A 26,767-nucleotide genomic window follows, 5' to 3' on the forward strand; every position below is an offset into this window, starting at 1 on the left:
ATCATGACGGGCTGTTCGCTAAATTAGACGGTACCGCAAACTTTCTCGATCAGTTCCGCCGGGAACTGCATCGCCTGCATGATGTGTTCGATCATGCTGCGCTTGCGGCCGGTATTGGTATTGGTGATCACCCAGTAAGGGGTGCCCGGTACATGCTTCGGCTTGGTGTGCGTGCCGTTGGCCAGCAGAGTCTGCTGATCGCCGGCGAAATAGGTGCGGGTACGGCCGGTCAACGCCTCGGTAGCGGCGGCGAAACCGGCGGCATCGAGGGTGTACAGCGTGGACAGCACCAGCATGAAACGGTTGACCGCTTTGTTCTGCTCGGCGTATTCATCCGACAGCAGCAGTTCACGCACGGCGCGTACGCGATCGCGCGGACGCTGAGCCGGCACCACTTTTTCCAGCTCGACGGACTGTGACGCACTGGCGGCAGGCAACGCGCGCACCGGTTGCCCGGCGGTGAATTTCAACATGCGGCGTAAAATATCGGACGCGCTTTCACCGATGTGTTGCGTGTGGCTGGCAATATAACGGTAAAGCTCTTCGTCGACTTCAATAGTTTTCATCTTTATCCAATACTGTTTTTTCTACTTAGAACCTGAAGCCAGATCCTGCATTCAAGCCATGGGATTATAAGGTTAAAAGCGCTGGGGCGAACACAACAATGTGCCTCCGGACGGCAAATGCAGACTAATACCTATAGCCGGCACTGCCAAGCCCGCGCCGCGAAAATTCCGCATGATTCATCGTGCGATTCAATCATGATACCCTAATCTGAATCTCTCTCAGTATGAACTTCGCCATGAAATTACATTATCAACTGCTGGCCGCCGAGTCAGACGCGCTGCCGGTGCTGCTGATCCACGGGCTGTTCGGCAATCTGGACAACCTGGGCGTGCTGGCGCGCGATCTGCATAAACAGCACAGTGTGATCAAGGTCGATCTGCGCAACCACGGCCTCTCCCCGCGCGCCGACGACATGAACTACCCCGCCATGGCGCAGGATCTGCTGGCGCTGCTCGACGAACTGCAGCTGGAAAAAGCGATCGTCATCGGCCACTCGATGGGTGGCAAAGCGGCGATGGCGCTGACCGCCATCGCGCCCGAGCGCATCGCCAGGCTGATCGTCATCGACGTCGCGCCCGTGGATTACCAAACCCGCCGCCACGACGAGATCTTCGCCGCGCTGAAGGCCGTCAGCGCCGCCGGCATTACCCAGCGCCAGGCGGCTGCCCAGCTAATGCGCGACTACCTGCAGGAAGAAGGCGTCATCCAGTTCCTGCTGAAGTCCTTCCATAACGGTGAATGGCGCTTCAACCTGCCGGTACTGATCGAACGCTACGCAGACATTACCGGCTGGCAGGAAGTCCCGGCCTGGCCGCATCCGACTCTGTTCATTCGCGGCGGCCTGTCGCCGTACGTGCAGGACAGCTACCGTGCGGATATCGCCCGCCAGTTCCCGCAGGCCCGCGCACACGTCGTCGCCGGCACCGGCCATTGGGTGCACGCCGAAAAACCGGAAGCGGTGCTGCGCGCCATCCACCGTTTCCTCGGCGAAGCCTGAAAAACGCACTCACCTGGCGAAAAAACGCGCTAAAGATAACGGCTTAGCGCGTTTAGCCCGCAGTTAGGCATTGTCGCCGCTCCATCTGCTGGGGTAATATGGCGCGCTATAATTTTGCCGCCGCGCCAGCGCGTTCGCGAACGCCGGTTCGGAGGTGAATTTGGGTTAGGGTTTATTGGCCCGAAGTGTGTTAACCGATGCCTCCGGAAGCGTGCGAGCGCTTTTTGATGCAAACTCCCTTGCAGTACCGCTACCTATGGCAAAAGAACAAACGGATCGCACGACGCTGGATCTGTTCGCAGATGAACGCCGTCCGGGGCGCCCGAAAACCAACCCGCTTTCCCGCGATGAACAGCTTAGAATCAATAAGCGCAATCAGTTACGGCGCGATAAAGTGCGTGGATTGCGACGCGTAGAGCTGAAAATCAACGCGGACGCGGTGGATGCCCTGAACAAACTGGCGGAACAGCGCAACATCAGCCGCAGCGAACTCATCGAGCAGATGCTGTTGGCACAACTGGCGGAAGAACAGCCGGAACATTGATCTCTTCGGCCGCACGCGCGGCGCGGCGTTAAGGACAACGCCGGATCGACCCCGCTTTTCTTCATTCTCCGGCATCGCATAAATGCGATAAAACCCCGGCGCCACTTTCTGGCATGATACGCATTTACCGGTAAGAGACTGCGCCTGTCGGCGCCCGCCCCGGAGGCGAAAGGCTCTTGCCATGGCATCATTTTAATCGGCGTCAGCGGCGGCAGTGCTGGCATCGAGTAATGCAATTACTTGAATTTAAAGGTTATACGCGATATGGCTACTGTAGGCATTTTCTTTGGCAGCGACACTGGCAATACCGAAAACATTGCCAAAATGATCCAGAAAATTCTCCAGAAACAGTTTGGCGACGACGTCTCTGAAGTGCATGACATCGCTAAAAGCAGCAAAGAAGACCTGGAAGGGTTCGATATCCTGCTGCTGGGTATCCCGACCTGGTACTACGGTGAAGCGCAGTGTGACTGGGATGATTTCTTCCCGACGCTGGAAGAAGTCGACTTCAACGGCAAACTGGTGGCGCTGTTCGGCTGCGGCGACCAGGAAGACTACGCGGAATACTTCTGTGACGCGATGGGCACCATCCGCGACATCATCGAACCGCGCGGCGCGGCCATCGTGGGCCACTGGCCGACCAAAGGCTACCACTTCGAGGCCTCCAAAGGTCTGGCGGACGACGATCACTTCATCGGTCTGGCGATCGACGAAGACCGTCAGCCGGAGCTGACCAACGAGCGCGTGGACGCTTGGGTCAAACAGATTGTCGAAGAGCTGAGCCTGGCCGATATCGTCGGCTAAACCCCGGCACTGGCGAAAGGTTGAACAAAGGCCCTGTAAAGTGCATAGTGTGCCGACAGGGCCGTCATCGGCAACAGGGATTGCTGCGATAGAAGCTACAGATTTGTAACTTCCCACCCCGTCACGGTAGACTGAGATATCGGTTTATCCCATCCATCAAGGCGTTGCATGCAAAACATGCAATAGTGCAATTATATCTTTGTTAACAACCGGCGGTTTCCATTTAGTACAACCGGTTCTATAATGAGACGCATTAACTCTTTGTGCCGACCGATGCCACAGGCGAGTACGCCTCAACTTGATTAGCATAGTAACAGGACTGAATTCGCATGACCGACAACAACATCGCATTGAAGAAGGCCGGCTTAAAAGTCACGCTTCCGCGACTCAAAATCCTGGAAGTACTGCAAAATCCGGAATGCCATCACGTCAGTGCGGAAGATTTGTACAAAAAACTGATTGATATGGGCGAAGAGATCGGGCTGGCAACGGTTTATCGCGTACTGAACCAGTTTGACGATGCGGGCATTGTGACACGTCACAATTTCGAAGGCGGCAAGTCCGTGTTCGAGCTGACCCAACAGCATCACCACGATCACCTGATTTGCCTGGACTGCGGCAAAGTGATCGAATTCAGCGACGAATCCATCGAAGTGCGCCAGCGTGATATCGCCAAGCAGCACGGTATCAAGCTCACCAACCACAGCCTGTACCTGTACGGCCACTGTGAAACCGGTGACTGCCGCGAAGACGAAACGCTGCACGACAAGAAGTAAGCCCTGACCGGCTATGAAAAACCGCCTCACACCGAGGCGGTTTTTTTATGCCCGCCGTACAGCAGACAAAAAAATCCCCGGACAAGCCGGGGGAAAATCATGTCATGAAATATCACAATTGCAGCGGCACAGCGACTCCACGTACTACTCTCACTACAACGTCCGCCCTACGCCGACACGCGTGGGCGAACGCATTCCCCCTTCGTTATACGGCCGCCGCCAGGGCTGCGGGCCGTTGCACCGGGCTTAGACCTTCTCGGCGCGGCTGTAGCGTTTGCCGTCCGGGCTGACCGAACGCACCTGCACTTCACCGGAGATCGCCGGCTTGGCCTTGGCATCATAGCGCTGCCACTGCTTGCCACCGTCGGTGGAGTACTCGATGCCCAACCCCGGCAGCGCGATATTCGCCTCCAGCTTGCCGCCCGCTACGCGTGCGCCCGGTACCGGCAGACGGTAAGCGACGCCGCCCTTGTCCAGCTTGGCCAGTTCACGCTGGCCCAGGATATTGGCAAAGCGCAGCCAGTCTTTCTCCAGCGTCTTGGTATCGACAAAGTGGGTTTCCCCGCCTTTGTATTCGCGGCCGGCGCGATAGTCCTGCTCCCAACCGGCGCGGTGCCAGGCACGTTCTGCCACCGAGAGCGCGCGTGGGAAGATCATGTATTCCATCTGCGGGTCGGTGCGCTGGGTTTCGCTCCACAGCTGAGCGGACAGCCCGTAGGCGCCCGGCCACGGCTTGTCGCTCTTGGCGTTGAAGTGGTTGCCGTCTCGGTCAACCGAGGTTTCCGCGTTCTGCGGCATGTTGTCCGGCGCGAAGCTGAACACCTTGCGTTCGTCGCTGAAGCGGGTACCCCAGTAGTAACCGCGCTCGTCCGGGTTCACCTCGTAAGGGAAGTCCATATAGACGTAGTCCGGGTTGGAGACCACCACTTCATACCCTTTGTTGGCCCAGTCGTTGACGCTATCGAAACCGCCCCAGTACAACGTGTCCCAGAAGTTGACGCCCACGCGCGAGGTGGCGAACGCCTTCGCGCTCTCGGCGTCTTTCAGGCCGTCTTGCCAGGCCTGCATTCTGTCGATGCCGTGCGCTTTCACCAACTTGCTGACCTCTTGGCCAAAGTAGCTCGGCAGGTGCTCCATGTCGGCCACCTTGCCCTCTTTGATCATCGTCTGGCAAACCTGCGACTTGGCCCACGGCTTATCTTCGTTGCTCTGATCGATGATGCCTTTGCCCGGCTCCGGTTTCGCCTTGTCGGTATAGCCGGCGCCCAGGCGAATGTTTTTCGCTTCGTCGCCGCCGAAGTGCCAGGTCTTGATCGGCTGGCCGGCCTCTTTATGCATCTGGGCGATCTCGCCGATCACCTTGTCGACAAAGCGCTGGGAAGAGTCCAGGCACGGGTTCAGGTAGCTCTGGCGGTTAAAGAACTGCACGGAGGTGGTGTTGGAGGTATCGGTCGGATCCACCAGGCGGAATTCGTTGGCCTCCTGCTCTTTGCCGGCGGCATGCAGTTTCTTGTAGCGCGCTTCCATCGAGACCACCGCGGCGCGGGCGTGTGCCGGCATGTCGATCTCCGGGATCACCTCAATCTGGCGCGCCTGAGCGTATTTGATGATGTCGATATAGTCCTGACGGCTGAAGAAGCCGCTGTAGACGTCCGGCCCCTGGCCGTACTGCGGCAGCAGGCAGGTGGTTTCGCTCAGATCGTGGCAGCGCTGGCCGCCGACTTCCGTCAGCTCCGGCAAACCGGGGATCTCGATGCGCCAGCCTTCGTCATCGCTCAGGTGGAAGTGGAATTTGTTGAGCTTGTAGGCCGCCATCTGATCCAGCAGGCGCAGCACCGCGTCCTTCTTATGGAAGTTGCGCGCCACGTCGAGGAAAATGCCGCGATACTGGAAGCGCGGCGCGTCGCTGGCGTCCAGCGTGGCGATCTTGCCGCTGCCGTCGCTCGGCACTAACGACAGGATCGACTGCAGCCCGTAGAACACCCCGGCCTGATCGAAGCCGATCACCCGCGCCTCTTTCTTGCCAATGTTCAGCTCATAGGCACCCGGCACCGCCATCGCGCCTTTAAATTTGCCCGGCTGGATGTCGGTTTTGATCGGGTAACCGTTGGCCTGAACCGGCACGCCCAGCAGCGCGAAGCGCTGGTTGACGACGTCCGCCGCCGGCTTAACCAGCGTGCTCAGATCCGGCGATACCCCTTTGCGCAGATCGACGTCCTGCGCGTGAACCTTCACCTGCATCGGCGTCGGCACGATCTGGCCGCGCAGCGCGCCGGCAGGCAGCGTCTGCAGATCGGCGTTGCTGACAAAACGCGAGGTCGGCGTCATCAGAATGTTTTTGTCGTCCTTGGTGCGCTTCCACTGATCGCCGGTGAACGGCGCCACAAACTGATCCAGGTTTTCGGTGTCGGTATTCGCCAGCATTTTCGGCTTAGCGTCGCCGGAGGTGGCATACCAGCGCGGCAGGAAGTCGTTTCTGAACAGCTGCCAATATTCGGCGACCACCGGGATTTCCACCGCCTTACCGGCCGGGAAGCCGCTGAATTTGGCAGTCGGCTCCAGCTTGTACAGATCGCCGGTGAGGTGAGCGATCTTGAACTGGTCGTTGTCTACCCGCAGGGTCTGGCGCGGGCTGTGGAAATAGATGACCCAGTCTTTGCCGTCGATCGCCTGGCCGTCGTTGCTGAGGGTGAACAACACCCGGTTGCAAGAGGCCCAGTCAGCGCCCAGCGCCGCGCAATCCACGCCGTTTTCGCCGGCGCGGTTATCCAGCATTTTCACGTTCAGCTTCAGCTGGCTAAGCTGATCCACCAGCTGTTGATCGGCCATGGCGCTCCCCATGCCGCCCAGGAATCCCATCGTTGCCGTCAACGCGGCCAGTGCGCTCAGTTTGAATGCGTTCATCTTCTTATCCTTCTTAATTATTGTTATCGCGAATTTCTTGCCACAGCTTGCCGCACTTGGCGTCGTAAGCCTGACCGTTACCGCTGTGCACCGCCATAATGCAGTTCTGATAATCCATCACCCGCACCGTTTCCTGCGCGGCGAACTGCTGGTGCTGCTTCTCTTGTTTCAGCACGTTCAGCACCGCCTTACAGGGCTGCAGACGCTCCGGCGAGCCTTCGGCAGTGTTGATGCAGGCGCTGTAAGCCTGCTTCAACTTGGCGTCTTCCGGCGGCGCGGTGGGTTGCGCGCAGGCGCTCAGGGCCGCAGCGGCCGCCAACATCAGCATGATTTTTTTCATCGTTGAATTCCCTTAACTGCCCCGGCGGCGAGGCCGGGGAACGCATCAGAAGATGGTGAATGGCGCGATGACCATGAACTTGACGTCTTTCTCGTCCTGGAAGATGTTGCCGTAACCGCCGCCCCAGCTCGGGATGTTGGTGTGGTTGTCATACTGGGTGTAGTGCAGTTTGATCAGGGTGCCCTTGGCGCGCCCTTCCTGGATGGTATACATCGCGTCCAGGCTCCAGGCGCTCTCTTTCAGGCGCTGGCTCTGATCGTAGATCGGGTTGGTGCTCGGCTTGGCGTCCCAGGCGTAAACGTAGGAGCCGCCGACCGCCATGCCCGGCAGGTTCCAGTTGCTGAGGTCATACATCACGCCGGCGTACACCGCTTTCTCGCCGTTGGCGTTAAAGTCGGAGCGGTTATCCCACCACACGTCCAAACGACCGTTGGACGAAGCGTAGGTCGGGGTCATGCGCTGCAGGAAGAAGCCCTGGTTGCCTTCCGCCTTGACCATGGTGCCTTCCAGACGCCAGTTGAACTGCCCGGTGGTGTAACCGAAGGTCAGCGCCTGCAGCCAGGCCAGACCGTCGTAGATGCTGTTCGGATCGTTCTTGTCGCTGATGCGGTCTTCCGCACCGTAGAACTGGTAACTGGTGGTCAGCGGGTTGCCCAGCAGATCGAATTTGTAAGACGCCTTGGTGAAGTATTGATTCACATACCCCTGTGCCTGGCCGAAGGCAGCTTCCAGCACCAAATCGTTTTTGAAATCGTACTTGGCGCCCAGCGAGTGCAGGTAGGAGACGCGGGTTTTCTTATCGTTCTGGCGGAAGTCATCCACCTCGATATGCCACGGCGCCTTGTATTTGTCGGCCCACATGTAGGAGAAGCTCAACGCGCCGGCATCGCCGTAATCGAACTTGGCGCCGGCTTCAGCCCCCTGATAGGTGCCCGGCATAAAGCTCCAGTGCGGCGCCAGCAGGGTTTGGCCGCTCGGCTGAATGTAACCGGCACGCGCCCAGACCGGGCCGTATTTGAATTTAGCGGCAGCTTTGTACAGGCTGACGCCACCTTTGTCACCGGAATAGTCTTCGTCGTAGGTACGGTTTTTAGAGGAGAACGCGATCTCGTTCGGGTGGCCGCTGGCGCTGGATTCCGCCAGCTCGATGGCGGTAAAGGCGCCGACGTCCAGACCGAACATGTCCCAGGCGTAGCCCGACGCGAAATCCAGGCTCAGGTTGGCGGTGGAGTGCGACAGGTTGGTGGTGTATTGGTTGTAATCCTTGCTGTCCGGATTGAGATCTTTACGGTCGCGCTCACGTTGCCAGTAATAAATGCCGCCGGTCAGCGTGGAATCATCGATAAACCCTGCGGCTTTCGCCTCAGGCGCCATGGCAAACCCTGTTCCCAACAGCGCGCCCGCGACTGCGAGCGCCAGCGTTTTACGCTGAGCACCGTGCGTACCCATAGTGAAATTCCTCTTTGACTTAACTTAAAAGTTGCAGCCGCCTGTGTTCACCACTGCCCTGCACGACTGCCAATAAAAAACCCGAACGGGTAAAAAATATTGCCGACGAGATGTTATTCCCACAGCACTAATTGCTACAGACAGACTATTTTTCGCGACGCGAATTATCAAATGAAAAATGCGGAAGATTTGTCAAAGTATGACAAGGAGCACATATCAGTGATATTTTGTTACGCCGGCGATCATGGAAGGTGTCGAATAAAAAATTCAATTAAATCAGAATAAATTGAGATACAAGGTCAACCAGAGACGATTAATGGTTTCAGCCTGACTAAATTCGTCAGGCAGACGATAAAAATTGAGAGCGCTCTCTAAATGAAATTAATTCGCATCACGAATATATAAGTGAAAATTAAGATTAGTAAGGCCAATATCAGAAAACTTATGGCCTCACGCGCTGCGATTAATTAAACGCAGCCCAGATAAATGTGAGAGGAATAGATTATTCGCTAAATCGCAGGTATAAAAAAGCGCGGCCTAAGCCGCGCTGATTCATTAATTTTCGAGGCGAATAAGATTAGCCTTCGATTTTCGCCCAGGTGTCACGCAGGCCGACGGTGCGGTTAAACACCAGATGCTCGGCCGACGAGTAACGGTTGTCGGCGCAGAAGTAGCCTTCACGCTCGAACTGGTAGGCTTTCTCCGGCTGTGCGGCCGCCAGGCTCGGCTCAACGAAGCCGTGCTTGATCACCAGCGATTCCGGGTTGATGGTGGAGAGGAAGTCCTCCGCCGCGCCCGGGTTAGGCACGCTGAACAGGCGATCGTACAGGCGAATTTCCGCCGGCAGTGCGTGCGCCGCAGACACCCAGTGGATCACGCCCTTCACCTTGCGGCCGTCGGCAGGATCTTTGCTCAGCGTTTCCGCATCGTAGCTGCAGAAGATGGTGGTGATCTCGCCCGCTTCGTCCTTCTCGACGCGCTCGGCCTTGATCACGTACGCATTGCGCAGACGCACTTCTTTGCCTAGCACCAGACGCTTGTACTGCTTGTTGGCTTCCTCGCGGAAGTCGGCGCGATCGATATAGATTTCGCGGCTGAACGGCACATCGCGGCTGCCCATTTCCGGTTTGTTCGGGTGGTTAGGCATGGTGACCATTTCCACCGCATCGCCCATGTTCTCGATGACGATTTTCACCGGATCCAGCACCGCCATGGCGCGCGGGGCGTTCTCGTTCAGATCGTCACGGATGCAGGATTCCAGCGCCACCATCTCGACGTTGTTGTCTTGCTTGGTCACGCCGATGCGCAGGCAAAACTCGCGGATAGAGGCGGCGGTATAACCGCGACGGCGCAGACCGGAAACGGTCGGCATACGCGGATCGTCCCAGCCCTCAACGATCTTCTCGGCCACCAACTGGTGCAGCTTGCGCTTCGACATGATGGCGTATTCGAGGTTGAGGCGCGAAAACTCGTACTGACGCGGGTGGCAAGGAATGGTGATGTTATCCAGCACCCAGTCATACAGACGGCGGTTATCCTGGAATTCCAGAGTACACAGCGAGTGGGTGATCCCTTCCAGCGCATCGGAAATGCAGTGGGTGAAATCGTACATCGGATAGATGCACCATTTATTGCCGGTCTGGTGGTGTTCGGCGAACTTGATGCGGTACAGCACCGGATCGCGCATCACGATAAACGGCGAAGCCATATCGATCTTGGCGCGCAGGCAGGCGGCGCCTTCGGCAAACTCGCCGTTGCGCATCTTCTCGAACAGCGCCAGGTTCTCTTCCACGCTGCGATCGCGGTACGGGCTGTCTTTGCCCGGCGCGGTCAGCGTGCCGCGATATTCACGGATCTGCTCCGGCGACAGCTCATCGACGTAGGCCAGGCCCTTGGAGATCAGCTCAACCGCATACTGATGCAGCTGATCGAAATAGTCTGAGGAGTAACGAACGTTGCCGCTCCACTCAAAGCCCAGCCACTCCACGTCGTGCTTGATTGACTCCACGAACTCGATGTCTTCTTTCACCGGGTTGGTGTCATCGAAACGCAGGTTGCACTGGCCCTGATAGTCCTTGGCGATGCCGAAGTTCAGGCAGATGGACTTGGCGTGGCCGATATGCAGATAGCCGTTAGGCTCCGGCGGGAAGCGGGTATGTACCGACGTGTGTTTCCCCGACGCCAGGTCTTCATCGACGATCTGACGGATAAAATTGGTTGGGCGGGCTTCAGCCTCACTCATTTCACTGTTCCTCAATGCAAAGCGCTACACATAACCGCCTATGATCCAACAAGCCACGTCTGGAAACAACCGTTTGTTTCACGAAAAATGCGGCGCGTTGCACCATCGGCGCGCAGCGCACCGCCATGGGGCGAAACGGAATAAAAAAAGCGGGAAGAGATCGCTCTCTTCCCGCCAAGTCGGGGCAAACTCCGCCATGATGCGTGACCGGCCCCGGATACTACTCAGGTAAAAACGGCCTTACTTTTGGATCTCGTACAGCTTGGTCTGACCGGCGACCACCGAGCCGCTGGCCAGCGCCGCCAGGCCGGCGTAGTCGTCAGCGTTGCTGACCACCACCGGGCTTATCATCGAGCGCGCGTTAGCGTTCAGGTAATCCAGATCCAGTTCCAGAATCGGTTGACCGGCTTTCACTTCCGCGCCCTCTTCCACCAGGCGTTTGAAGCCCTGTCCTTCCAGCGCGACGGTGTCGATCCCCATGTGTACCACGACCTCAGCGCCCTTGTCGGTTTCCAGGCAGAACGCGTGGTTGGTATTGAAGATTTTCACCACGGTGCCATCCGCCGGCGCCACCACGATCTTGTCGGTCGGGCGAATCGCCAGGCCGTCACCGACCGCCTTGCTGGCGAAAGCTTCGTCCGGCACCTGATCGAGCGCCACGACTTCACCCGTCACCGGCGCCACCAGCGTTTCAAACGCGACTTTCGGTGCGTTCGGCACCGCCTGCGGTTTGACTTCCGCGGCAGGGGCCGCCGCCGGAGCCGCCGCAGCCGCTACCGGGCCGGCCGCAATTACGTTGCGCATTGCGCTGGCAATCAGCTCGGCACGGGTGCCGACGATCACTTGTACGCTCTGCTTGTTCAGACGAATAACGCCCGACGCACCAAGGCGTTTCGCCAATGCGTCGTTCACCAGCGCAGAGTCCTTCACGTTCAAACGCAGGCGGGTGATGCAGGCGTCGATGCCGGTCAGGTTGTCGGAGCCGCCGATCGCGCCGACGTAGCGACGGGCCAGCGTGGTGGTTTCGTTCTCGTCTTTACCGGCGCTGCTGTTGACGTTGACGTCATAACCGTCGGTTTCGTCACCGGCAACCGCCAGCTCGCGGCCCGGGGTCATCAGGTTGAACTTGTTGATGGTGAAGCGGAACACCACATAGTAGATAACGAAGAACACCAGGCCCTGCGGGATCAGCATGTACCAGTGGGTCGCCAGCGGGTTACGCACCCACAGCATCATATCCACCAGGCCGGCGCTGAAACCGAAGCCTGAAATCCAATGCATGTTAGCGGCGATGAACACCGAGATACCGGTCAGTACGGCGTGGATCACGTACAGCACCGGTGCCACGAACATGAAGGAGAACTCCAGCGGTTCGGTGATGCCGGTAAAGAAGGCAGCGAATGCCCCTGCCATCATGATCCCCAGCACCTTCGCCTTATTCTCAGGACGCGCGCAGTGATAGATGGCCAGCGCCGCGCCCGGCAGACCGAACATCATGATCGGGAAGAAGCCCGCCTGATAACGGCCGGTGATGCCAACAACCGCTTTACCCGCGTCAATCGACTGCTGGCCGCCGAGGAAGTTAGGGATATCGTTGATGCCGGCCACGTCGAACCAGAACACCGAGTTCAGCGCGTGGTGCAAGCCGACCGGGATCAGCAGGCGGTTGAAGAAGGCATAGATACCCGCGCCGACGGAGCCCAATTTTTGGATGTGTTCGCCGAAGCTCACCAGAGCGCCGAACACGACCGGCCAGACGAACATTAGGATGTAAGCGACCAGGATCATCAGGAAGGAAATGAGGATCGGCACCAAACGGCGGCCGCTGAAGAACGACAGCGCCTTAGGCAACTCGACACCGCTGAAGCGGTTGTACACTTCGGCGGAGATGATACCCACCAGAATACCAACGAACTGGTTCTCAATCTTGCCGAACGCGGCAGGCACCTGATCGAGCGGGATCTTCTGAATCATCGACACGGCGGCCGGTGAACAGAGGGTCGTCAGCACCAGGAAACCGACGAAACCGGTCAGTGCGGCAGAGCCGTCCTTATCTTTGGACATGCCGTAGGCGACACCAACGGCGAACAACACCGCCATATGATCGATAATCGCAGAGCCAGACTTAATCAATAAGGCAGCGAAAGCGTTGTCGCCGCCCCAACCAACAGGGTCAATCCAGTACCCGACGCCCATCAAGATGGCGGCGGCGGGCAGCGTGGCGACCGGCACCATCAGCGCCCGTCCCACCTTTTGCAAATAACTAAGAATGTTCACCTTTTCCCCCTATGTTGTCCGCGGACGGACCCTATTAGTAGTTTATTTGGAGCTCTCACTACCTTTTTAGAAACAATGCTTGGCACGTATCACTCATGCCGAGTGTAAAAAATTTATTTTGTATCGCAAATTAAAACCTCCTTTTTTGTGATAAATATCACCAAAAAGTAGTCTTTCCCTCCCAGATTGCTGGCCATCACACAAAACTTATTTTATCATTCAAAAAATCAACCGAACGGACGATTCACGCGAGAATCATAAAGCTGGGTTACGCTTAGGACTCCCGCAGGCCCGTACAGTATAGCTTTAGTTTACTTATCCCAAGAGGTGTTAGATGAGACTTATCCCACTGAAAGATACCGCACAAGTCGGCAAATGGGCCGCGCGTCATATCGTTCAACGCATCAACGCATTCAAGCCAACCGCAGAGCGCCCGTTTGTCCTCGGCCTGCCTACCGGCGGCACGCCGCTGGAAGCCTACAAACATCTGATTGCGATGCACAAAGCAGGTGAAGTAAGCTTTAAGCATGTTGTGACTTTCAACATGGACGAGTACGTTGGCCTGCCGCAGGAACACCCGGAAAGCTACCACACCTTCATGTACCGCAACTTCTTTGACCACGTTGATATCCCTCGTGAAAATATCAACCTGCTGAACGGCAACGCCGCGGATGTCGACGCCGAGTGCCGCCAGTACGAAGAGAAGATCAAATCTTACGGCAAAATTAACCTGTTCATGGGCGGCGTGGGTATCGACGGCCATATCGCGTTCAACGAGCCGGCTTCGTCCCTGGCTTCGCGCACCCGCATCAAAACGCTGACCGAAGACACCCGCATCGCCAACTCGCGCTTCTTCGGCGGCGACGTCAGCCTGGTGCCGAAATATGCGTTGACCGTCGGCGTGGGCACGCTGCTGGATGCCGAAGAAGTGATGATCCTGGTGACCGGCCATGCCAAGGCACAGGCGCTGGAAGCCGCAGTGGAAGGCAACATCAACCACATGTGGACCATCAGCTGCCTGCAGCTGCACGCCAAAGCGGTGGTGGTGTGCGACGAACCGGCCACCATGGAACTGAAAGTCAAAACCGTCAAATATTTCCGCGAGTTAGAAGCGGAAAGCGTGAAAAGTCTTTAATCTTTGCAGGGGGCTACGATGTTCGCTTTAACCCACGGCCGAATCTATACCGGCCACGACGTACTTGATGACCATGCAGTCATTATCGCTGATGGGCTGATCGAGAGAGTCTGCCCGGTGGCTGAATTGCCCGCCGGCATCGAAACGCGCGACCTGGGTGGCGCCATCCTGGCCCCCGGGCTTATTGACGTGCAGCTGAACGGCTGCGGCGGCGTCCAGTTCAACGATTCGCTGGAAGCAATCTCGGAAGAAACGCTGGAGATCATGCAGCGCGCCAACGAGAAATCCGGCTGCACCAGCTATCTGCCGACGCTGATCACCAGCAGCGACGAATTCATGAAGCACAGCGTCGACGTGATGCGCGCTTATCTGAAAAAGCACCAAAACCAGGCGTTGGGCCTGCACCTGGAGGGGCCGTACCTCAGCCCGGTAAAAAAAGGCACTCACAACCCGGCGTTCATTCGCAAGCCAACGCAGGACATGATCGATTACCTGTGCGCCAACGCCGACGTGATCACCAAGGTGACGCTGGCACCGGAAATGGTTGAGCCGCACGTTATTAAACAGCTGACCGAGGCCGGCATCGTGGTCTCCGCCGGCCACTCGAATGCCACCTACGATCAGGCGCGCACCGGCTTCGCCGCCGGCATCAGCTTCGCCACCCACCTGTACAACGCCATGCCGTATATCACCGGCCGCGAACCGGGGCTGATGGGGGCGATCTTCGATACGCCAGAGGTCTATACCGGCATCATCGCCGACGGCCATCACGTAGCCTGGGCGAGTATCCGTAACGCCAAACGCCTGAAAGGTGATAAATTGGTCTTGGTCACCGACGCGACCGCACCGGCGGGTGCAGATATTGACCAATTTATTTTCGCCGGTAAAACAATATACTATCGGGATGGGCTGTGCGTGGATGAGAACGGCACCCTGAGCGGTTCCGCGCTGACCATGATCGAAGCGGTGCAAAACAGCGTCGAGCATATCGGCATCGCGCTGGACGAAGCGCTGCGCATGGCGACGCTGTATCCGGCGCGCGCCATTGGCGTCGATCACCGTCTGGGCACCCTCGAAGCCGGCAAGGTGGCTAACCTGACCGCCTTCACCCGTGATTTCAAGATCACCAAAACGCTCGTTAACGGTAACGAGGTTTAATTCAATGAACAGCGAGTAACATTATTGATGAGCACTGGCGGACAAGCACAAATAGGGAACGTTGACTTAGTCAAACAACTTAACGGCGCAGCAGTTTACCGCCTGATCGACCAGCAGGGCCCGATCTCGCGCATTCAAATTGCCGAACTCAGCCAGCTTGCTCCCGCCAGCGTCACCAAAATTACTCGCCAGTTGCTGGAGCGCGGGCTGATCAAAGAAGTCGATCAGCAAGCCTCCACCGGCGGCCGCCGCGCGATCTCCATCGTGTCGGAAACCCGTCATTTCCATACCGTCGCGGTGCGTCTCGGCCGCCACGACGCCACCATCACCCTGTATGACATGAGCGGTAAATCGCTCAGCGAAGAACACTATCCGCTGCCGGAACGCACCCAGGAAACGCTGGAGAATGCGCTGTTCGCCGCCATCGCCCAATTCATCGATGCTAACCAGCGCCGCCTGCGCGAGCTGATCGCCATCGCGGTGATCCTGCCCGGCCTGGTGGATCCGGCGCTGGGCGTGGTGCGCTATATGCCGCACATCAGCGTCAGCAACTGGGCGCTGGTGGACAACCTGCAGCAGCGCTTCAACGTCACCAGTTTCGTCGGCCACGACATCCGCAGCCTGGCGCTGGCGGAGCACTACTTCGGCGCCACCCGCGACTGCGAAGACTCGATTCTGGTGCGCCTCCACCGCGGTACCGGCGCCGGCATCATCGTCAACGGGCAGATTTTTCTCGGCAACAACGGCAACGTCGGCGAGATCGGCCATATCCAGATCGATCCGCTGGGGGAACGCTGCCACTGCGGCAACTTCGGCTGCCTGGAAACCGTGGCCGCCAACGCCGCGATCGAACAGCGCGTGCGCCAGTTGCTGAGCCAGGGCTACCCGAGCAAACTGACGCTGGAAGACTGCGGCATCAACGCCATCTGCAAGGCCGCCAACCGTGGCGATCTACTGGCCAGCGAAGTGATCGAACACGTCGGCCGCTATCTGGGCAAGGCAGTGGCCATCGCCATCAACCTGTTCAATCCGCAGAAGGTGGTGATCGCCGGTGAGATCACCGAAGCGGATAAGGTGCTGCTGCCGGCGATCCAGAGCTGCATCAATACCCAGGTACTGAAGGACTTCCGCAAAAATCTGCCGGTGGTGACCTCCGAACTCAATCATCGCTCGGCGATCGGCGCTTTCGCCCTGGCCAAACGCGCGATGCTCAACGGCGTGCTCTTGCAGCGATTGCTGGAAAGCTGATCCGCCGCTTCTGGCAGGTGTGTTATCGTCACCTCTTGCCTGCCGTAATCATGAGAAACAGCGACAAATGAAAATCAAAAACGTTATATGCGATATCGACGGCGTGCTGCTGCATGACAATACGCCGGTGCCCGGCGCCGATCTGTTCCTGGCGCGCATCCAGGAACAAGGCATGCCGCTGGTGGTGCTGACCAACTACCCGTCACAGACCGCGCAGGATCTGGCGAACCGCTTCGCCGCCGCCGGTCTGGAAGTGCCGGAGAGCGCGTTCTATACCTCGGCGATGGCCACCGCCGATTTCCTGCGCCGGCAGGAAGGCAAAAAGGCCTACGTGGTCGGTGAAGGCGCCCTTATCCATGAGCTGTACAAAGCCGGTTTCACCATCACCGACATCAACCCGGATTTCGTGATCGTCGGTGAAACCCGCTCTTACAACTGGGACATGATGCACAAAGCCGCCTATTTCGTGAGCAATGGGGCGCGCTTTATCGCCACCAACCCGGATAGCCACGGCCACGGCTTCTCGCCGGCCTGCGGCGCACTGTGTGCCCCCATCGAGAAGATCACCGGCCGCAAGCCGTTTTACGTCGGCAAGCCCAGCCCGTGGATCATTCGCGCCGCACTGAACAAAATGCAGGCGCACTCGGAAGAAACGGTGATCGTCGGCGACAACCTGCGTACCGACATCCTGGCGGGCTTCCAGGCCGGCCTGGAAACCGTTCTGGTGCTGTCCGGTGTCTCCACGCTGAGCGACATCGAAACCATGCCGTTCCGCCCGAGCTATGTCTACCCTTCCGTCGCCGATATCACTATCTTCTGATGCGGCCATGGCGGCCGCCCGGCCGCCATTATTTCCTTCTCCCTCAGCGTCAGTTTGAATTTAATTCGTTCATGGCCGCAAAAGGTTTCAGCCTGCCTGCATTAAAAATCCTCATTATAAGTTTACGCCCCGCCAATAGCTGATATTGCCGGCGAGCGAAAAACTCTCACCCCTAATAAATGAGGCTACCATGAGCACAAATAACATTATTAATGCCGTCGCCGCCGATGACGCGGCCATTATGCCGTCTATCGCCAATAAAAAGATCCTGATGGGTTTCTGGCACAACTGGGCCGCCGGCGCCAGTGACGGCTATCAGCAGGGCCAGTTCACCAATATGAACCTGACCGACATTCCCGCCGAGTACAACGTGGTGGCCGTCGCCTTTATGAAAGGCCAGGGCATCCCGACCTTCAAGCCTTACAACCTGTCCGACGCCGAGTTCCGCCGCCAGGTGGGCGTGCTGAACAGCCAGGGCCGCGCGGTGCTGATCTCCCTCGGCGGCGCAGACGCGCATATCGAGCTGAAAACCGGCGACGAAGACAAGCTGAAAGACGAGATTATTCGCCTGGTGGAAGTCTATGGCTTCGACGGCCTGGATATCGATCTGGAACAGGCGGCGATCGGTGCCGCCAATAATAAAACCGTCTTGCCTGCAGCGCTGAAAAAAGTAAAAGACCATTACGCCGCCCAGGGGAAAAACTTTATTATCAGCATGGCGCCGGAATTCCCGTATTTACGCACCAACGGCACCTACCTGGATTATATTAACGCCCTCGAAGGCTATTACGACTTTATCGCGCCGCAATATTATAACCAGGGTGGCGACGGTATTTGGGTGGATGAACTCAACGCCTGGATCACGCAGAATAACGACGCCATGAAAGAGGACTTCCTCTACTACCTGACGGAAAGCCTGGTTACCGGCACCCGCGGCTATGCGAAGATCCCGGCGGCGAAATTCGTCATCGGCCTGCCGAGCAACAACGATGCCGCCGCCACCGGCTACGTGGTCAACAAACAGGCGGTGTATAACGCTTTCTCGCGTCTCGACGCCAAAAACCTGTCGATCAAGGGCCTGATGACCTGGTCAATCAACTGGGATAACGGCAAGAGCAAAGCCGGCGTCGCCTACAATTGGGAGTTCAAAACCCGCTATGCGCCGCTGATTCAGGGCGGCGTCACCCCGCCGCCGGGAAAGCCTAATGCGCCGACGGCGCTGACGGTCTCCGAGCTGGGCGCCACCTCGCTGAAACTGAGCTGGGCCGCCGCCACCGGCGCCTCACCGATCGCCAGCTACACCGTCTACCGCAACGGCAACCCGATCGGCCAAACCGCCGGTCTGTCGCTGGCCGACAGCGGTCTGACGCCGGCAACCCAGTACAGCTACTTCGTTACCGCGACCGACACCCTGGGCAATACCTCCCTGCCGAGCAGTGCGCTGGCGGTCAAAACCGCCAACGACGGCACGCCGCCCGATCCGGGCGCGCCCGAATGGCAGAACAACCACAGCTACAAAGCCGGCGACGTCGTGAGTTATAAAGGCAAGAAATACACCTGTATTCAGGCGCACACCTCCAATGCCGGCTGGACGCCGGATGCCGCGTTCACCCTCTGGCAGCTCATCGCCTAATCGCTAATCGATTGCCGGTCAAACTGGCCGGCAATCCCGCCATCACGCTAAAAATTGCATAATCGACAATTTTTTACGCCAATAACTGAAAATCCGTTAAAAACCTCAGCCACGCAAACAACTATTTCTCAGCGCATGGCTAAAACGCTTGCATCCTCCGCAGCTTTTGGCGCATTTTCATAACCACAGCGCAGCAAAACCGCGTTATCGCTGATAAATCGGCAATGCTGCCCATAACAGTAAAAACAACATCACAGTCATAAAAGCCCGTTAGGAGAGTTGTATGTGTTCTATTTTCGGTGTGCTCGATCTGAAGTCCGATCCCGTTGAACTGCGTAAGAAAGCGCTGGAGCTGTCACGTCTGATGCGCCACCGCGGCCCGGATTGGTCCGGCGTTTACGCCAGCGACAAAGCCATTTTGGCCCACGAACGCCTGTCGATCGTCGACGTCAACAACGGCGCTCAACCGCTGTACAACGCTGCGCACACCCACGTTTTGGCGGTCAACGGCGAAATTTACAACCACCAGGCGCTGCGCCAACAGCTGAGCGACCGCTATGCGTTCCAGACCGGTTCCGACTGTGAAGTAATCCTGGCGCTGTATCAGGAGAAAGGACCGGACTTCCTCGACGATCTGCAAGGCATGTTCGCTTTTGCCCTGTATGACACTGAAAAAGACGCCTACCTGATCGGCCGCGATCACCTGGGCATCATCCCGCTGTACATGGGCCATGACGAACACGGCAACCTGTACGTTGCCTCGGAAATGAAAGCGCTGGTGCCGGTGTGCCGCACCATCAAGGAATTCCCGGCCGGCAGCTACCTGTGGAGCCAGGACGGTGAGATCCGCGAATATTATCGCCGCGACTGGTTCGATTACGACAGCGTCAAGGACAACGTGACCGACGCCGCCGCCCTGCGCACCGCGCTGGAAGAGTCGGTGAAAAGCCACCTGATGTCCGACGTGCCTTACGGCGTGCTGCTGTCGGGCGGGCTGGATTCCTCGGTCATCTCGGCGATCACCAAGAAGTACGCTGCGCGCCGCGTGGAGGATCAGGAACGCAGCGAGGCCTGGTGGCCGCAGCTGCACTCCTTCGCCGTCGGGCTGGAAGGCTCGCCGGATCTGCGCGCCGCGCAAGAGGTGGCTAACCACCTGGGCACCGTGCACCATGAGATCCACTTCACCGTGCAGGAAGGGCTGGACGCCATCCGCGACGTGATTTATCACATCGAAACCTACGACGTCACCACCATTCGCGCCTCGACGCCGATGTACCTGATGTCGCGCAAAATCAAGGCGATGGGCATCAAGATGGTGCTTTCCGGCGAAGGCGCGGACGAAGTGTTCGGCGGCTACCTGTACTTCCATAAGGCGCCGGACGCCCGCGAATTCCACGAAGAGACCGTGCGCAAACTGCTGGCGCTGCACATGTTCGACTGCGCGCGCGCCAACAAGGCGATGTCCGCCTGGGGCGTCGAAGCCCGCGTGCCGTTCCTGGACAAGAAATTCCTCGACGTGGCGATGCGCATCAACCCGAAAGATAAAATGTGCGGCAACGGCAAAATGGAAAAACACATCGTTCGCGAATGTTTCGAGTCCTATTTGCCCGCCAGCGTGGCCTGGCGCCAGAAAGAGCAGTTCTCCGACGGCGTCGGCTATAGCTGGATCGACACGTTAAAAGAGGTGGCTGCGCAGCAAATTAGCGATCAACAGCTCGAAACCGCGCGTTTCCGCTTCCCGTACAACACGCCAACGTCGAAAGAAGGCTACCTGTACCGCGAAATCTTCGAAGAGCTGTTCCCGCTGCCGAGCGCCGCCGAATGCGTACCGGGCGGCCCGTCCGTCGCCTGCTCGTCCGCCAAGGCCATCGAGTGGGATGAATCGTTCAAGAAGATGGACGATCCTTCCGGCCGCGCCGTTGGCGTGCACCAGGCCGCCTATAAATAATTGCGCGGCATTTCCCTCAGGGCGGGCCTTTTGGCCCGCCTTTTTGTTGCCTTTTCCCCCCGCCAACTGCCTGAATTGCCGATTTTATCGCCATAATGTTCACAACCCAGACAAACGGCGCTTCCGGGCGCTTTTTCGGGAAAAAACTTGTTGACGCAAATCGGTCATATACGCATAATGCGCCCCGCAACGCCGATGAAGGCAAAGCAAAAAAAAGAGGGCTACGTAGCTCAGCTGGTTAGAGCACATCACTCATAATGATGGGGTCACAGGTTCGAATCCCGTCGTAGCCACCATCTCTTTTTTGTATTTGCGGGAGTGGCGAAATTGGTAGACGCACCAGATTTAGGTTCTGGCGCCGCAAGGTGTGCGAGTTCAAGTCTCGCCTCCCGCACCATTTCTCTTCATCGTCGGCGCAGTATGTTGATGGGGTATCGCCAAGCGGTAAGGCACCGGTTTTTGATACCGGCATTCCCTGGTTCGAATCCAGGTACCCCAGCCATATTCTTTCGGGAATGGGGTTTCAACATAAGATTTGTTTGCAGGTGGGGTATCGCCAAGCGGTAAGGCACCGGTTTTTGATACCGGCATTCCCTGGTTCGAATCCAGGTACCCCAGCCATAACAAACTGCTTGCAAATCAAAGAAGTAAAAAGTAACATCGGCTACGTAGCTCAGCTGGTTAGAGCACATCACTCATAATGATGGGGTCACAGGTTCAAATCCCGTCGTAGCCACCATAATTGGGGTGTCGCCAAGCGGTAAGGCTCTGGTTTCTGATACCAGCATACCCAGGTTCGAATCCTGGCACCCCAGCCATATTTAGAAAAGCCCGCTTCGGCGGGCTTTTTGCTGTCTTGCGTTCAGCCCATCCTAACGGGCCCAGCCGCAGCTGAGCCCTGTCGGTTACAATCCCAACGCGTACTTCAACGCATGCTCTTTCAGCTTGCCCGCCCGCTGCGCGGCCATCAGCGCCAGATTGCGCGCGACGTTCAGCGGCGCCAGGTTATTGCTGAAAGCGGTATAAAACAGATCCATGCCGCTCTGCATCAGCAGATTGTCGGTACGGCGGCGACGCTGATAACGCAGCAGTACCGCCTCGCTGCTCCAGTCCTCTCCCTGATCCCGCGCCTCGCTCAGCACGTTCAGCAAGGCATCCACATCGCGATACCCCAGATTGACGCCCTGCCCGGCCAGCGGGTTGATGGTATGCGCCGCATCGCCCACCAGCGCCAGCCCCGGCAGCACGTAGCGCTGCGCATGACGCCGCGTCAGCGGGAACGATCCGGCAGCGTGCACCTTGACCGGGCCCAGTCGCGCCGGAAAAGCGGTAGCGATTTCGCGCTCCAGCTGCGCCGGCGGCATCGCCTGCAGTTGGCGAATGCGCTGCGGGCTGTCATACCACACCAGCGACGCCCAGCTGTCGTACAGCGGCAGGAAGGCGCGCGGCCCGGACGGGAAGAAGCGCTGCCAGGTCACATCCTGCTGCGGCGCGCCGGTATCGACGGTGATCAACATGCACGCCTGACGATATTGCCAGCCGTTGGTGCCGATCGCCGCCAGCTTGCGCACCTGAGAGTTGGCCCCGTCGGCACCGACAACCAGCCGCGCTTGCAGCGTCTCGCCGCTGTCCAGCGTCAGCTGCCAGGCATTGTCCGCCCGCTGCAGCGATTGCAGCCTGGCGGGGCACAGCAGCGTCAGGTTGGCGCACTGCGCGAACTGTTGCCACAGCCCCAGCTGCAGAATGCGGTTTTCCACCATAAAGCCCAGCTCGGGCAGCCCCAGGGACACCGCGTCGAACGCCACGCGCGACGACGCCCACTCCCAGGTCTCCAGCCGGCGATACGGCGCCGTACGCATCGCCGTCACGGCCTGCCAGGCGCCGAGCTGTTTCAGCAGCCCCACCGAGGTGCAGCCGATCGCGGAAATGCGCAGGTCCGGCGGGCTTTGCGCCTCGAACGCCTTCGGCGCCTGATGTTCCAGCAACGCCACCGACCAGCCCGCCTGCGCCAGCCCCAGGGCCGCCGCCGCGCCGACCATGCCGCCACCCACCACCACCGCGTCATACCGATTTTGAGATGTCTTCATATTGGCTATGTTTTCTATGTGAATGCTCGCCATCCCACCCGACATGGCGTTTTGTGCAGTGTACCGGATTTTCGCTTCGGCTTCAGGTTGCGTGCCATTTTCCCCCGCGCTGGTCACAACGGCGGCAAATGATTACAATACGCGCCCTGCATGTCGCGTAACGCAACTTTCGCTCCGCACTGAGTAATGGCAAGTCAATGACGAAAAAACTACATATCAAAACCTGGGGCTGCCAGATGAATGAGTACGATTCATCGAAAATGGCCGACCTGTTGAACAGCACGCACGGCTTCGAGTGGACCGACAACGCCGAGGAAGCGGACGTGCTGTTGCTGAACACCTGCTCGATCCGTGAAAAAGCGCAGGAGAAAGTTTTCGCCATGCTGGGGCGCTGGCGCTTGCTGAAAGAGAAGAACCCGTCTGTCATCATCGGTGTCGGCGGTTGCGTGGCCTCGCAAGAAGGCGAACTGATCCGCAGCCGCGCGCCTTGCGTCGACGTGGTATTCGGCCCGCAGACCCTGCACCGCCTGCCGGAAATGATCAATCACGTTCAGGGCACCCGCAGCCCGGTGGTCGATATCAGCTTCCCGGAGATCGAAAAATTCGACCGCCTGCCGGAGCCGCGCGCCGAAGGCCCGACCGCCTTCGTGTCGATCATGGAAGGCTGCAACAAATACTGCACTTTCTGCGTGGTGCCTTACACCCGCGGCGAGGAAGTGAGCCGCCCGAGCGACGACGTGCTGTTCGAAATCGCCCAGCTGGCGGCGCAGGGCGTGCGCGAGGTCAACCTGCTCGGCCAAAACGTCAACGCTTACCGCGGCGCGACGCATGACGGCGATATCTGCTCATTCGCCGAACTGCTGCGCCTGGTGGCGGCCATCGACGGCATCGATCGCATTCGCTTCACCACCAGCCACCCGATCGAGTTCACCGACGACATTATCGCGGTGTACGAAGACACGCCGGAGCTGGTCAGCTTCCTGCATCTGCCGGTGCAGAGCGGTTCGGACCGCATCCTGACCATGATGAAACGCGCGCACACCGCGCTGGAGTATAAGGCGATTATCCGCAAGCTGCGCAAGGCGCGGCCGGCCATCCAGCTCAGCTCCGATTTCATCGTCGGTTTCCCGGGCGAAAGCCAGGCCGACTTCGAACAGACCATGAACCTGATCGCCGACGTCAACTTCGACGTCAGCTTCAGCTTCATCTATTCGTCGCGCCCCGGTACGCCGGCGGCGGACATGGTCGACGACGTCAGCGAAGAAGAGAAAAAGCAGCGGCTGTACATTCTGCAGGATCGCATCAACCAGCAGGCGCTGCAGTTCAGCCGTCGCATGCTCGGCACCGTCCAGCGCATTCTGGTGGAGGGCACCTCGCGTAAAAGCGTGATGGAGCTGGCCGGGCGCACGGAGTGCAACCGTGTGGTAAACTTCGAAGGCACGCCCGACATGATCGGCCAATTTGTCGACGTGGAAATTACCGAGGTGCTGACCAACACCCTGCGTGGCGCAGTGGTGCGCACCGAACAGCAGATGGATCTGCGCGTACATGAATCCCCGCAGTCGGTGATCGCCCGTACCCGCAAAGAAAACGCGCTGGGCGTCGGCATTTACCAGCCCTGACGCCGCGGCGGCCGCCTTATCGCCGCCCGTTCGCGCTACTCCTTACCGTTTCTCCGCCGGGCGTCCGCGCCCGGTGATGTTCTTTTTTTATTGTTGAAGAGGCGACATAACATGCAACTCCCACACTGCCCGAAGTGCAACTCCGAATACACCTACCAGGACAATGCCCTGTTCATCTGCCCTGAGTGCGCCCACGAGTGGAGCGACAGCGCCCCGGCGGAAGATCAGGACGCGCTGATCGTCAAAGACGCCAACGGCAACCTGCTGGCGGACGGCGACGCGGTCACCGTGATCAAGGATCTGAAGGTCAAAGGCAGCTCCTCGATGCTGAAGATCGGCACCAAGGTGAAAAACATTCGCCTGGTGGAAGGCGATCACAACATCGACTGCAAAATCGACGGTTTCGGCCCGATGAAGCTGAAATCCGAGTTCGTGAAAAAGAACTGATTCCCAGCGGCCTTGTTCTGTGATGACGCGGCGGGCTTTGCGCCCCGCCGCGTTTTTTCCTTATCTTCCCTTGAATTCCGCCGACGGCGCACAGATAGATCAGCGGTAAACTTGCGCCGTTGCGGCGCACCATGAATAATTCAAGAAAGAGAGTATTCAGGCTCGCCCTGAACGCGCGCGTCCCGGACGCGCTATGTGACATCAACCAGGCCCGATGTGACCTAGAGGAATAGTTTGAACGTCGCAACACAAGAAATTTTGTTAGAGCCCGCAGACAACAAGCGTTTGCTCAGCCTGTGCGGCCCGTTTGATGACAACATCAAGCAACTCGAGCGCCGATTGGGCATCGAAATCAATCGCCGCGACAACCGTTTCAAGTTGGTCGGCAAAAACCTGTGCGTGGTTGCCGCCGCCGATATCCTGCGCCATCTGTACGTGGATACCGCGCCGATTCGCGGCGTGATCCCGGATATCGATCCGGAGCAAATCCATCTGGCGATCAAAGAGAGTCGGGTGCTGGAACAGGTGGCGGACAGCGTGCCGGATTACGGCAAGGCGGTCACCATCAAAACCAAGCGCGGTATGGTGAAACCGCGCACGCCTAACCAGGCGCAGTACATCGCCAATATTCTCGATCACGACATCACCTTCGGCATCGGCCCGGCGGGCACCGGCAAAACCTACCTGGCGGTCGCCGCTGCAGTGGATGCGCTGGAACGCCAGGAAATTCGCCGCATACTGCTGACCCGCCCTGCGGTCGAAGCCGGCGAAAAGCTGGGCTTCCTGCCCGGCGATCTGAGCCAGAAGGTCGATCCTTATCTGCGCCCGTTGTACGACGCCCTGTTCGAAATGCTGGGCTTCGAGCGCGTGGAGAAGCTCATCGAACGCAATGTGATCGAAGTCGCGCCGCTGGCCTATATGCGCGGCCGCACGCTGAACGACGCCTTTATCATCCTGGATGAGAGCCAGAACACCACCATCGAGCAGATGAAGATGTTCCTGACACGCATCGGCTTCAACTCGAAGGCGGTCATCACCGGCGACGTCACCCAGATCGACCTGCCGCGCAACCAGAAATCCGGCCTGCGCCATGCGGTGGAAGTGCTGTCGGACGTGGAAGAACTGAGCTTCAACTTCTTCCACAGCGAAGACGTAGTGCGCCACCCGGTGGTGGCCCGCGTGGTCATCGCCTATGAGGCCTGGGAAGCCGCCGAACAGAAACGCAAAGACGCGATTGCCGAGCAACGTAAGCGCGAGGCGCTCGCCGCCTCCGAGCAGGAGACACCATGAGTCAGGTGATTTTGGATCTGCAGATTGCCTGTGAAAGCAGCGACGGCCTGCCGGATGAGGCCACCTTCCAGCGCTGGCTGGAAGGCGTGCTGCCGCAATTTCAGGAAGAGGCCGAGGTCACCGTGCGTCTGGTGGACGAAGCGGAAAGCCACGAGCTGAACCTGACCTACCGCGGCAAAGACAAGCCGACCAACGTGCTCTCTTTCCCGTTCGAAGCCCCGCCGGGCATCGAGCTGCCGCTGCTCGGCGATCTGATCATCTGCCGCCAGGTGGTTGAGCAGGAAGCGATTGAGCAAGGCAAAACGCTGGAGGCCCACTGGGCGCATATGGTTGTCCACGGCAGCCTCCATCTGCTAGGGTATGACCACATCGAAGACGATGAAGCCGAAGAAATGGAGTCTTTGGAAACCGAAATCATGCACGGACTGGGTTATCCTGATCCGTACCTGGCGGAAAAAGACCCCGTCTGACGTCAGCCG

Annotated in this window: 21 protein-coding genes and 6 tRNA genes; 20 read left to right on the plus strand and 7 right to left on the minus strand. The window is 58.5% G+C overall.

Annotated elements, in window-relative coordinates:
* Positions 1 to 23: 23 nt before the first annotated feature.
* The gene (gene seqA / locus BVU99_RS11950) at positions 24 to 566 is read right to left on the minus strand and encodes a replication initiation negative regulator SeqA (RefSeq protein ID WP_099816692.1); all 543 of its coding nucleotides are present in this window, start codon (positions 564 to 566) and stop codon (positions 24 to 26) included.
* 224 nt (positions 567 to 790) lie between these two features.
* Here seqA and ybfF point away from each other — a divergent pair, with 224 nt between their 5' ends.
* The 4 genes from ybfF to fur all read left to right on the plus strand — a co-directional run bounded on the left by ybfF (position 791) and on the right by fur (position 3,688).
* Complete coding sequence (gene ybfF, locus BVU99_RS11955) at positions 791 to 1,564, plus strand: esterase (RefSeq protein WP_025301863.1); 774 nt, start codon at positions 791 to 793, stop codon at positions 1,562 to 1,564.
* Between the two features lie 256 nt (positions 1,565 to 1,820).
* A complete protein-coding gene (ybfE, locus tag BVU99_RS11960) occupies positions 1,821 to 2,108 on the plus strand; it encodes a LexA regulated protein (RefSeq protein ID WP_004939936.1) in 288 nt (95 codons plus the stop codon).
* A 264-nt stretch (positions 2,109 to 2,372) separates the two neighbouring features.
* Positions 2,373 to 2,912 (plus strand): flavodoxin FldA, encoded by a 540-nt coding sequence (fldA, locus tag BVU99_RS11965; protein WP_025301862.1) that lies wholly within the window; start codon positions 2,373 to 2,375, stop codon positions 2,910 to 2,912.
* A 329-nt stretch (positions 2,913 to 3,241) separates the two neighbouring features.
* A complete protein-coding gene (gene fur / locus BVU99_RS11970; RefSeq protein WP_019454058.1) occupies positions 3,242 to 3,688 on the plus strand; it encodes a ferric iron uptake transcriptional regulator in 447 nt (148 codons plus the stop codon).
* 246 nt (positions 3,689 to 3,934) lie between these two features.
* On the opposite strand, the gene BVU99_RS11975 is transcribed toward fur, so the two are convergent.
* The 5 genes from BVU99_RS11975 to nagE all read right to left on the minus strand — a co-directional run bounded on the left by BVU99_RS11975 (position 3,935) and on the right by nagE (position 12,900).
* Entirely contained in the window at positions 3,935 to 6,592 is a 2,658-nt protein-coding gene (locus BVU99_RS11975; protein WP_099816691.1) for a beta-N-acetylhexosaminidase, read from the minus strand.
* Positions 6,593 to 6,605: 13 nt separating this feature from the next.
* A complete protein-coding gene (gene chiQ / locus BVU99_RS11980) occupies positions 6,606 to 6,932 on the minus strand; it encodes a ChiQ/YbfN family lipoprotein (RefSeq protein ID WP_025301860.1) in 327 nt (108 codons plus the stop codon).
* 45 nt (positions 6,933 to 6,977) lie between these two features.
* Entirely contained in the window at positions 6,978 to 8,381 is a 1,404-nt protein-coding gene (locus BVU99_RS11985; RefSeq protein WP_025301859.1) for an OprD family outer membrane porin, read from the minus strand.
* A gap of 577 nt (positions 8,382 to 8,958) precedes the next feature.
* Positions 8,959 to 10,623: a glutamine--tRNA ligase gene (glnS, locus tag BVU99_RS11990; protein ID WP_025301858.1), complete on the minus strand. Its 1,665-nt coding sequence runs from the start codon at positions 10,621 to 10,623 to the stop codon at positions 8,959 to 8,961.
* Between the two features lie 240 nt (positions 10,624 to 10,863).
* Entirely contained in the window at positions 10,864 to 12,900 is a 2,037-nt protein-coding gene (gene nagE, locus BVU99_RS11995) for an N-acetylglucosamine-specific PTS transporter subunit IIBC (RefSeq protein ID WP_025301857.1), read from the minus strand.
* Between the two features lie 334 nt (positions 12,901 to 13,234).
* On the opposite strand from nagE, the gene nagB reads away from it, so the two are divergent.
* The 12 genes from nagB (at position 13,235) to BVU99_RS12060 (ending at position 21,660) form a co-directional block, all read left to right on the plus strand.
* Positions 13,235 to 14,035 carry a glucosamine-6-phosphate deaminase gene (nagB, locus tag BVU99_RS12000; protein WP_004939952.1) on the plus strand — a complete coding sequence of 267 codons (801 nt, stop codon included), beginning with the start codon at positions 13,235 to 13,237 and terminating at the stop codon, positions 14,033 to 14,035.
* Between the two features lie 18 nt (positions 14,036 to 14,053).
* Entirely contained in the window at positions 14,054 to 15,193 is a 1,140-nt protein-coding gene (gene nagA / locus BVU99_RS12005) for an N-acetylglucosamine-6-phosphate deacetylase (protein WP_025301856.1), read from the plus strand.
* Positions 15,194 to 15,220: 27 nt separating this feature from the next.
* Positions 15,221 to 16,441 (plus strand): N-acetylglucosamine repressor, encoded by a 1,221-nt coding sequence (locus tag BVU99_RS12010; RefSeq protein ID WP_019454064.1) that lies wholly within the window; start codon positions 15,221 to 15,223, stop codon positions 16,439 to 16,441.
* Between the two features lie 67 nt (positions 16,442 to 16,508).
* Positions 16,509 to 17,261 (plus strand): HAD-IIA family hydrolase, encoded by a 753-nt coding sequence (locus tag BVU99_RS12015; protein WP_004939957.1) that lies wholly within the window; start codon positions 16,509 to 16,511, stop codon positions 17,259 to 17,261.
* Positions 17,262 to 17,451: 190 nt separating this feature from the next.
* On the plus strand, positions 17,452 to 18,894 hold the full coding sequence (locus BVU99_RS12020) for a glycosyl hydrolase family 18 protein (RefSeq protein ID WP_043135770.1): 1,443 nt from the start codon (positions 17,452 to 17,454) through the stop codon (positions 18,892 to 18,894).
* A gap of 283 nt (positions 18,895 to 19,177) precedes the next feature.
* The gene (asnB, locus tag BVU99_RS12025) at positions 19,178 to 20,842 is read left to right on the plus strand and encodes an asparagine synthase B (protein ID WP_004939961.1); all 1,665 of its coding nucleotides are present in this window, start codon (positions 19,178 to 19,180) and stop codon (positions 20,840 to 20,842) included.
* A 219-nt stretch (positions 20,843 to 21,061) separates the two neighbouring features.
* Positions 21,062 to 21,138: transfer RNA gene (locus tag BVU99_RS12035), tRNA-Met, on the plus strand.
* Positions 21,139 to 21,154: 16 nt separating this feature from the next.
* Positions 21,155 to 21,239 (plus strand) — tRNA-Leu (locus BVU99_RS12040).
* 30 nt (positions 21,240 to 21,269) lie between these two features.
* Positions 21,270 to 21,344, plus strand: a tRNA-Gln gene (locus BVU99_RS12045).
* Between the two features lie 44 nt (positions 21,345 to 21,388).
* Positions 21,389 to 21,463, plus strand: a tRNA-Gln gene (locus BVU99_RS12050).
* A gap of 41 nt (positions 21,464 to 21,504) precedes the next feature.
* A tRNA-Met gene (locus BVU99_RS12055) sits at positions 21,505 to 21,581 on the plus strand.
* A gap of 4 nt (positions 21,582 to 21,585) precedes the next feature.
* A tRNA-Gln gene (locus tag BVU99_RS12060) sits at positions 21,586 to 21,660 on the plus strand.
* Positions 21,661 to 21,747: 87 nt separating this feature from the next.
* Here BVU99_RS12060 and ubiF read toward each other — a convergent pair.
* Positions 21,748 to 22,929: a 3-demethoxyubiquinol 3-hydroxylase gene (gene ubiF / locus BVU99_RS12065; RefSeq protein WP_099816690.1), complete on the minus strand. Its 1,182-nt coding sequence runs from the start codon at positions 22,927 to 22,929 to the stop codon at positions 21,748 to 21,750.
* A gap of 197 nt (positions 22,930 to 23,126) precedes the next feature.
* Between ubiF and miaB the strand changes: the two genes are divergently transcribed.
* The 4 genes from miaB (at position 23,127) to ybeY (ending at position 26,758) form a co-directional block, all read left to right on the plus strand.
* A complete protein-coding gene (miaB, locus tag BVU99_RS12070) occupies positions 23,127 to 24,551 on the plus strand; it encodes a tRNA (N6-isopentenyl adenosine(37)-C2)-methylthiotransferase MiaB (protein ID WP_025301853.1) in 1,425 nt (474 codons plus the stop codon).
* A 111-nt stretch (positions 24,552 to 24,662) separates the two neighbouring features.
* Positions 24,663 to 24,998 carry a zinc ribbon domain-containing protein YjdM gene (locus BVU99_RS12075; protein WP_004939967.1) on the plus strand — a complete coding sequence of 112 codons (336 nt, stop codon included), beginning with the start codon at positions 24,663 to 24,665 and terminating at the stop codon, positions 24,996 to 24,998.
* A 234-nt stretch (positions 24,999 to 25,232) separates the two neighbouring features.
* Positions 25,233 to 26,288, plus strand: coding sequence for a PhoH family protein (locus tag BVU99_RS12080; protein WP_025301852.1), 1,056 nt, complete (start codon positions 25,233 to 25,235; stop codon positions 26,286 to 26,288).
* Positions 26,285 to 26,758, plus strand: coding sequence for an rRNA maturation RNase YbeY (gene ybeY, locus BVU99_RS12085; RefSeq protein ID WP_016928766.1), 474 nt, complete (start codon positions 26,285 to 26,287; stop codon positions 26,756 to 26,758). The genes BVU99_RS12080 and ybeY overlap by 4 nt, the downstream gene beginning before the upstream one ends.
* Positions 26,759 to 26,767: the final 9 nt, after the last annotated feature.

Origin of the sequence: Serratia sp. OLAL2 (assembly GCF_002752475.1) — a bacterium.
In the GTDB taxonomy this organism is placed as follows: Bacteria; Pseudomonadota; Gammaproteobacteria; order Enterobacterales; family Enterobacteriaceae; genus Serratia; species Serratia bockelmannii.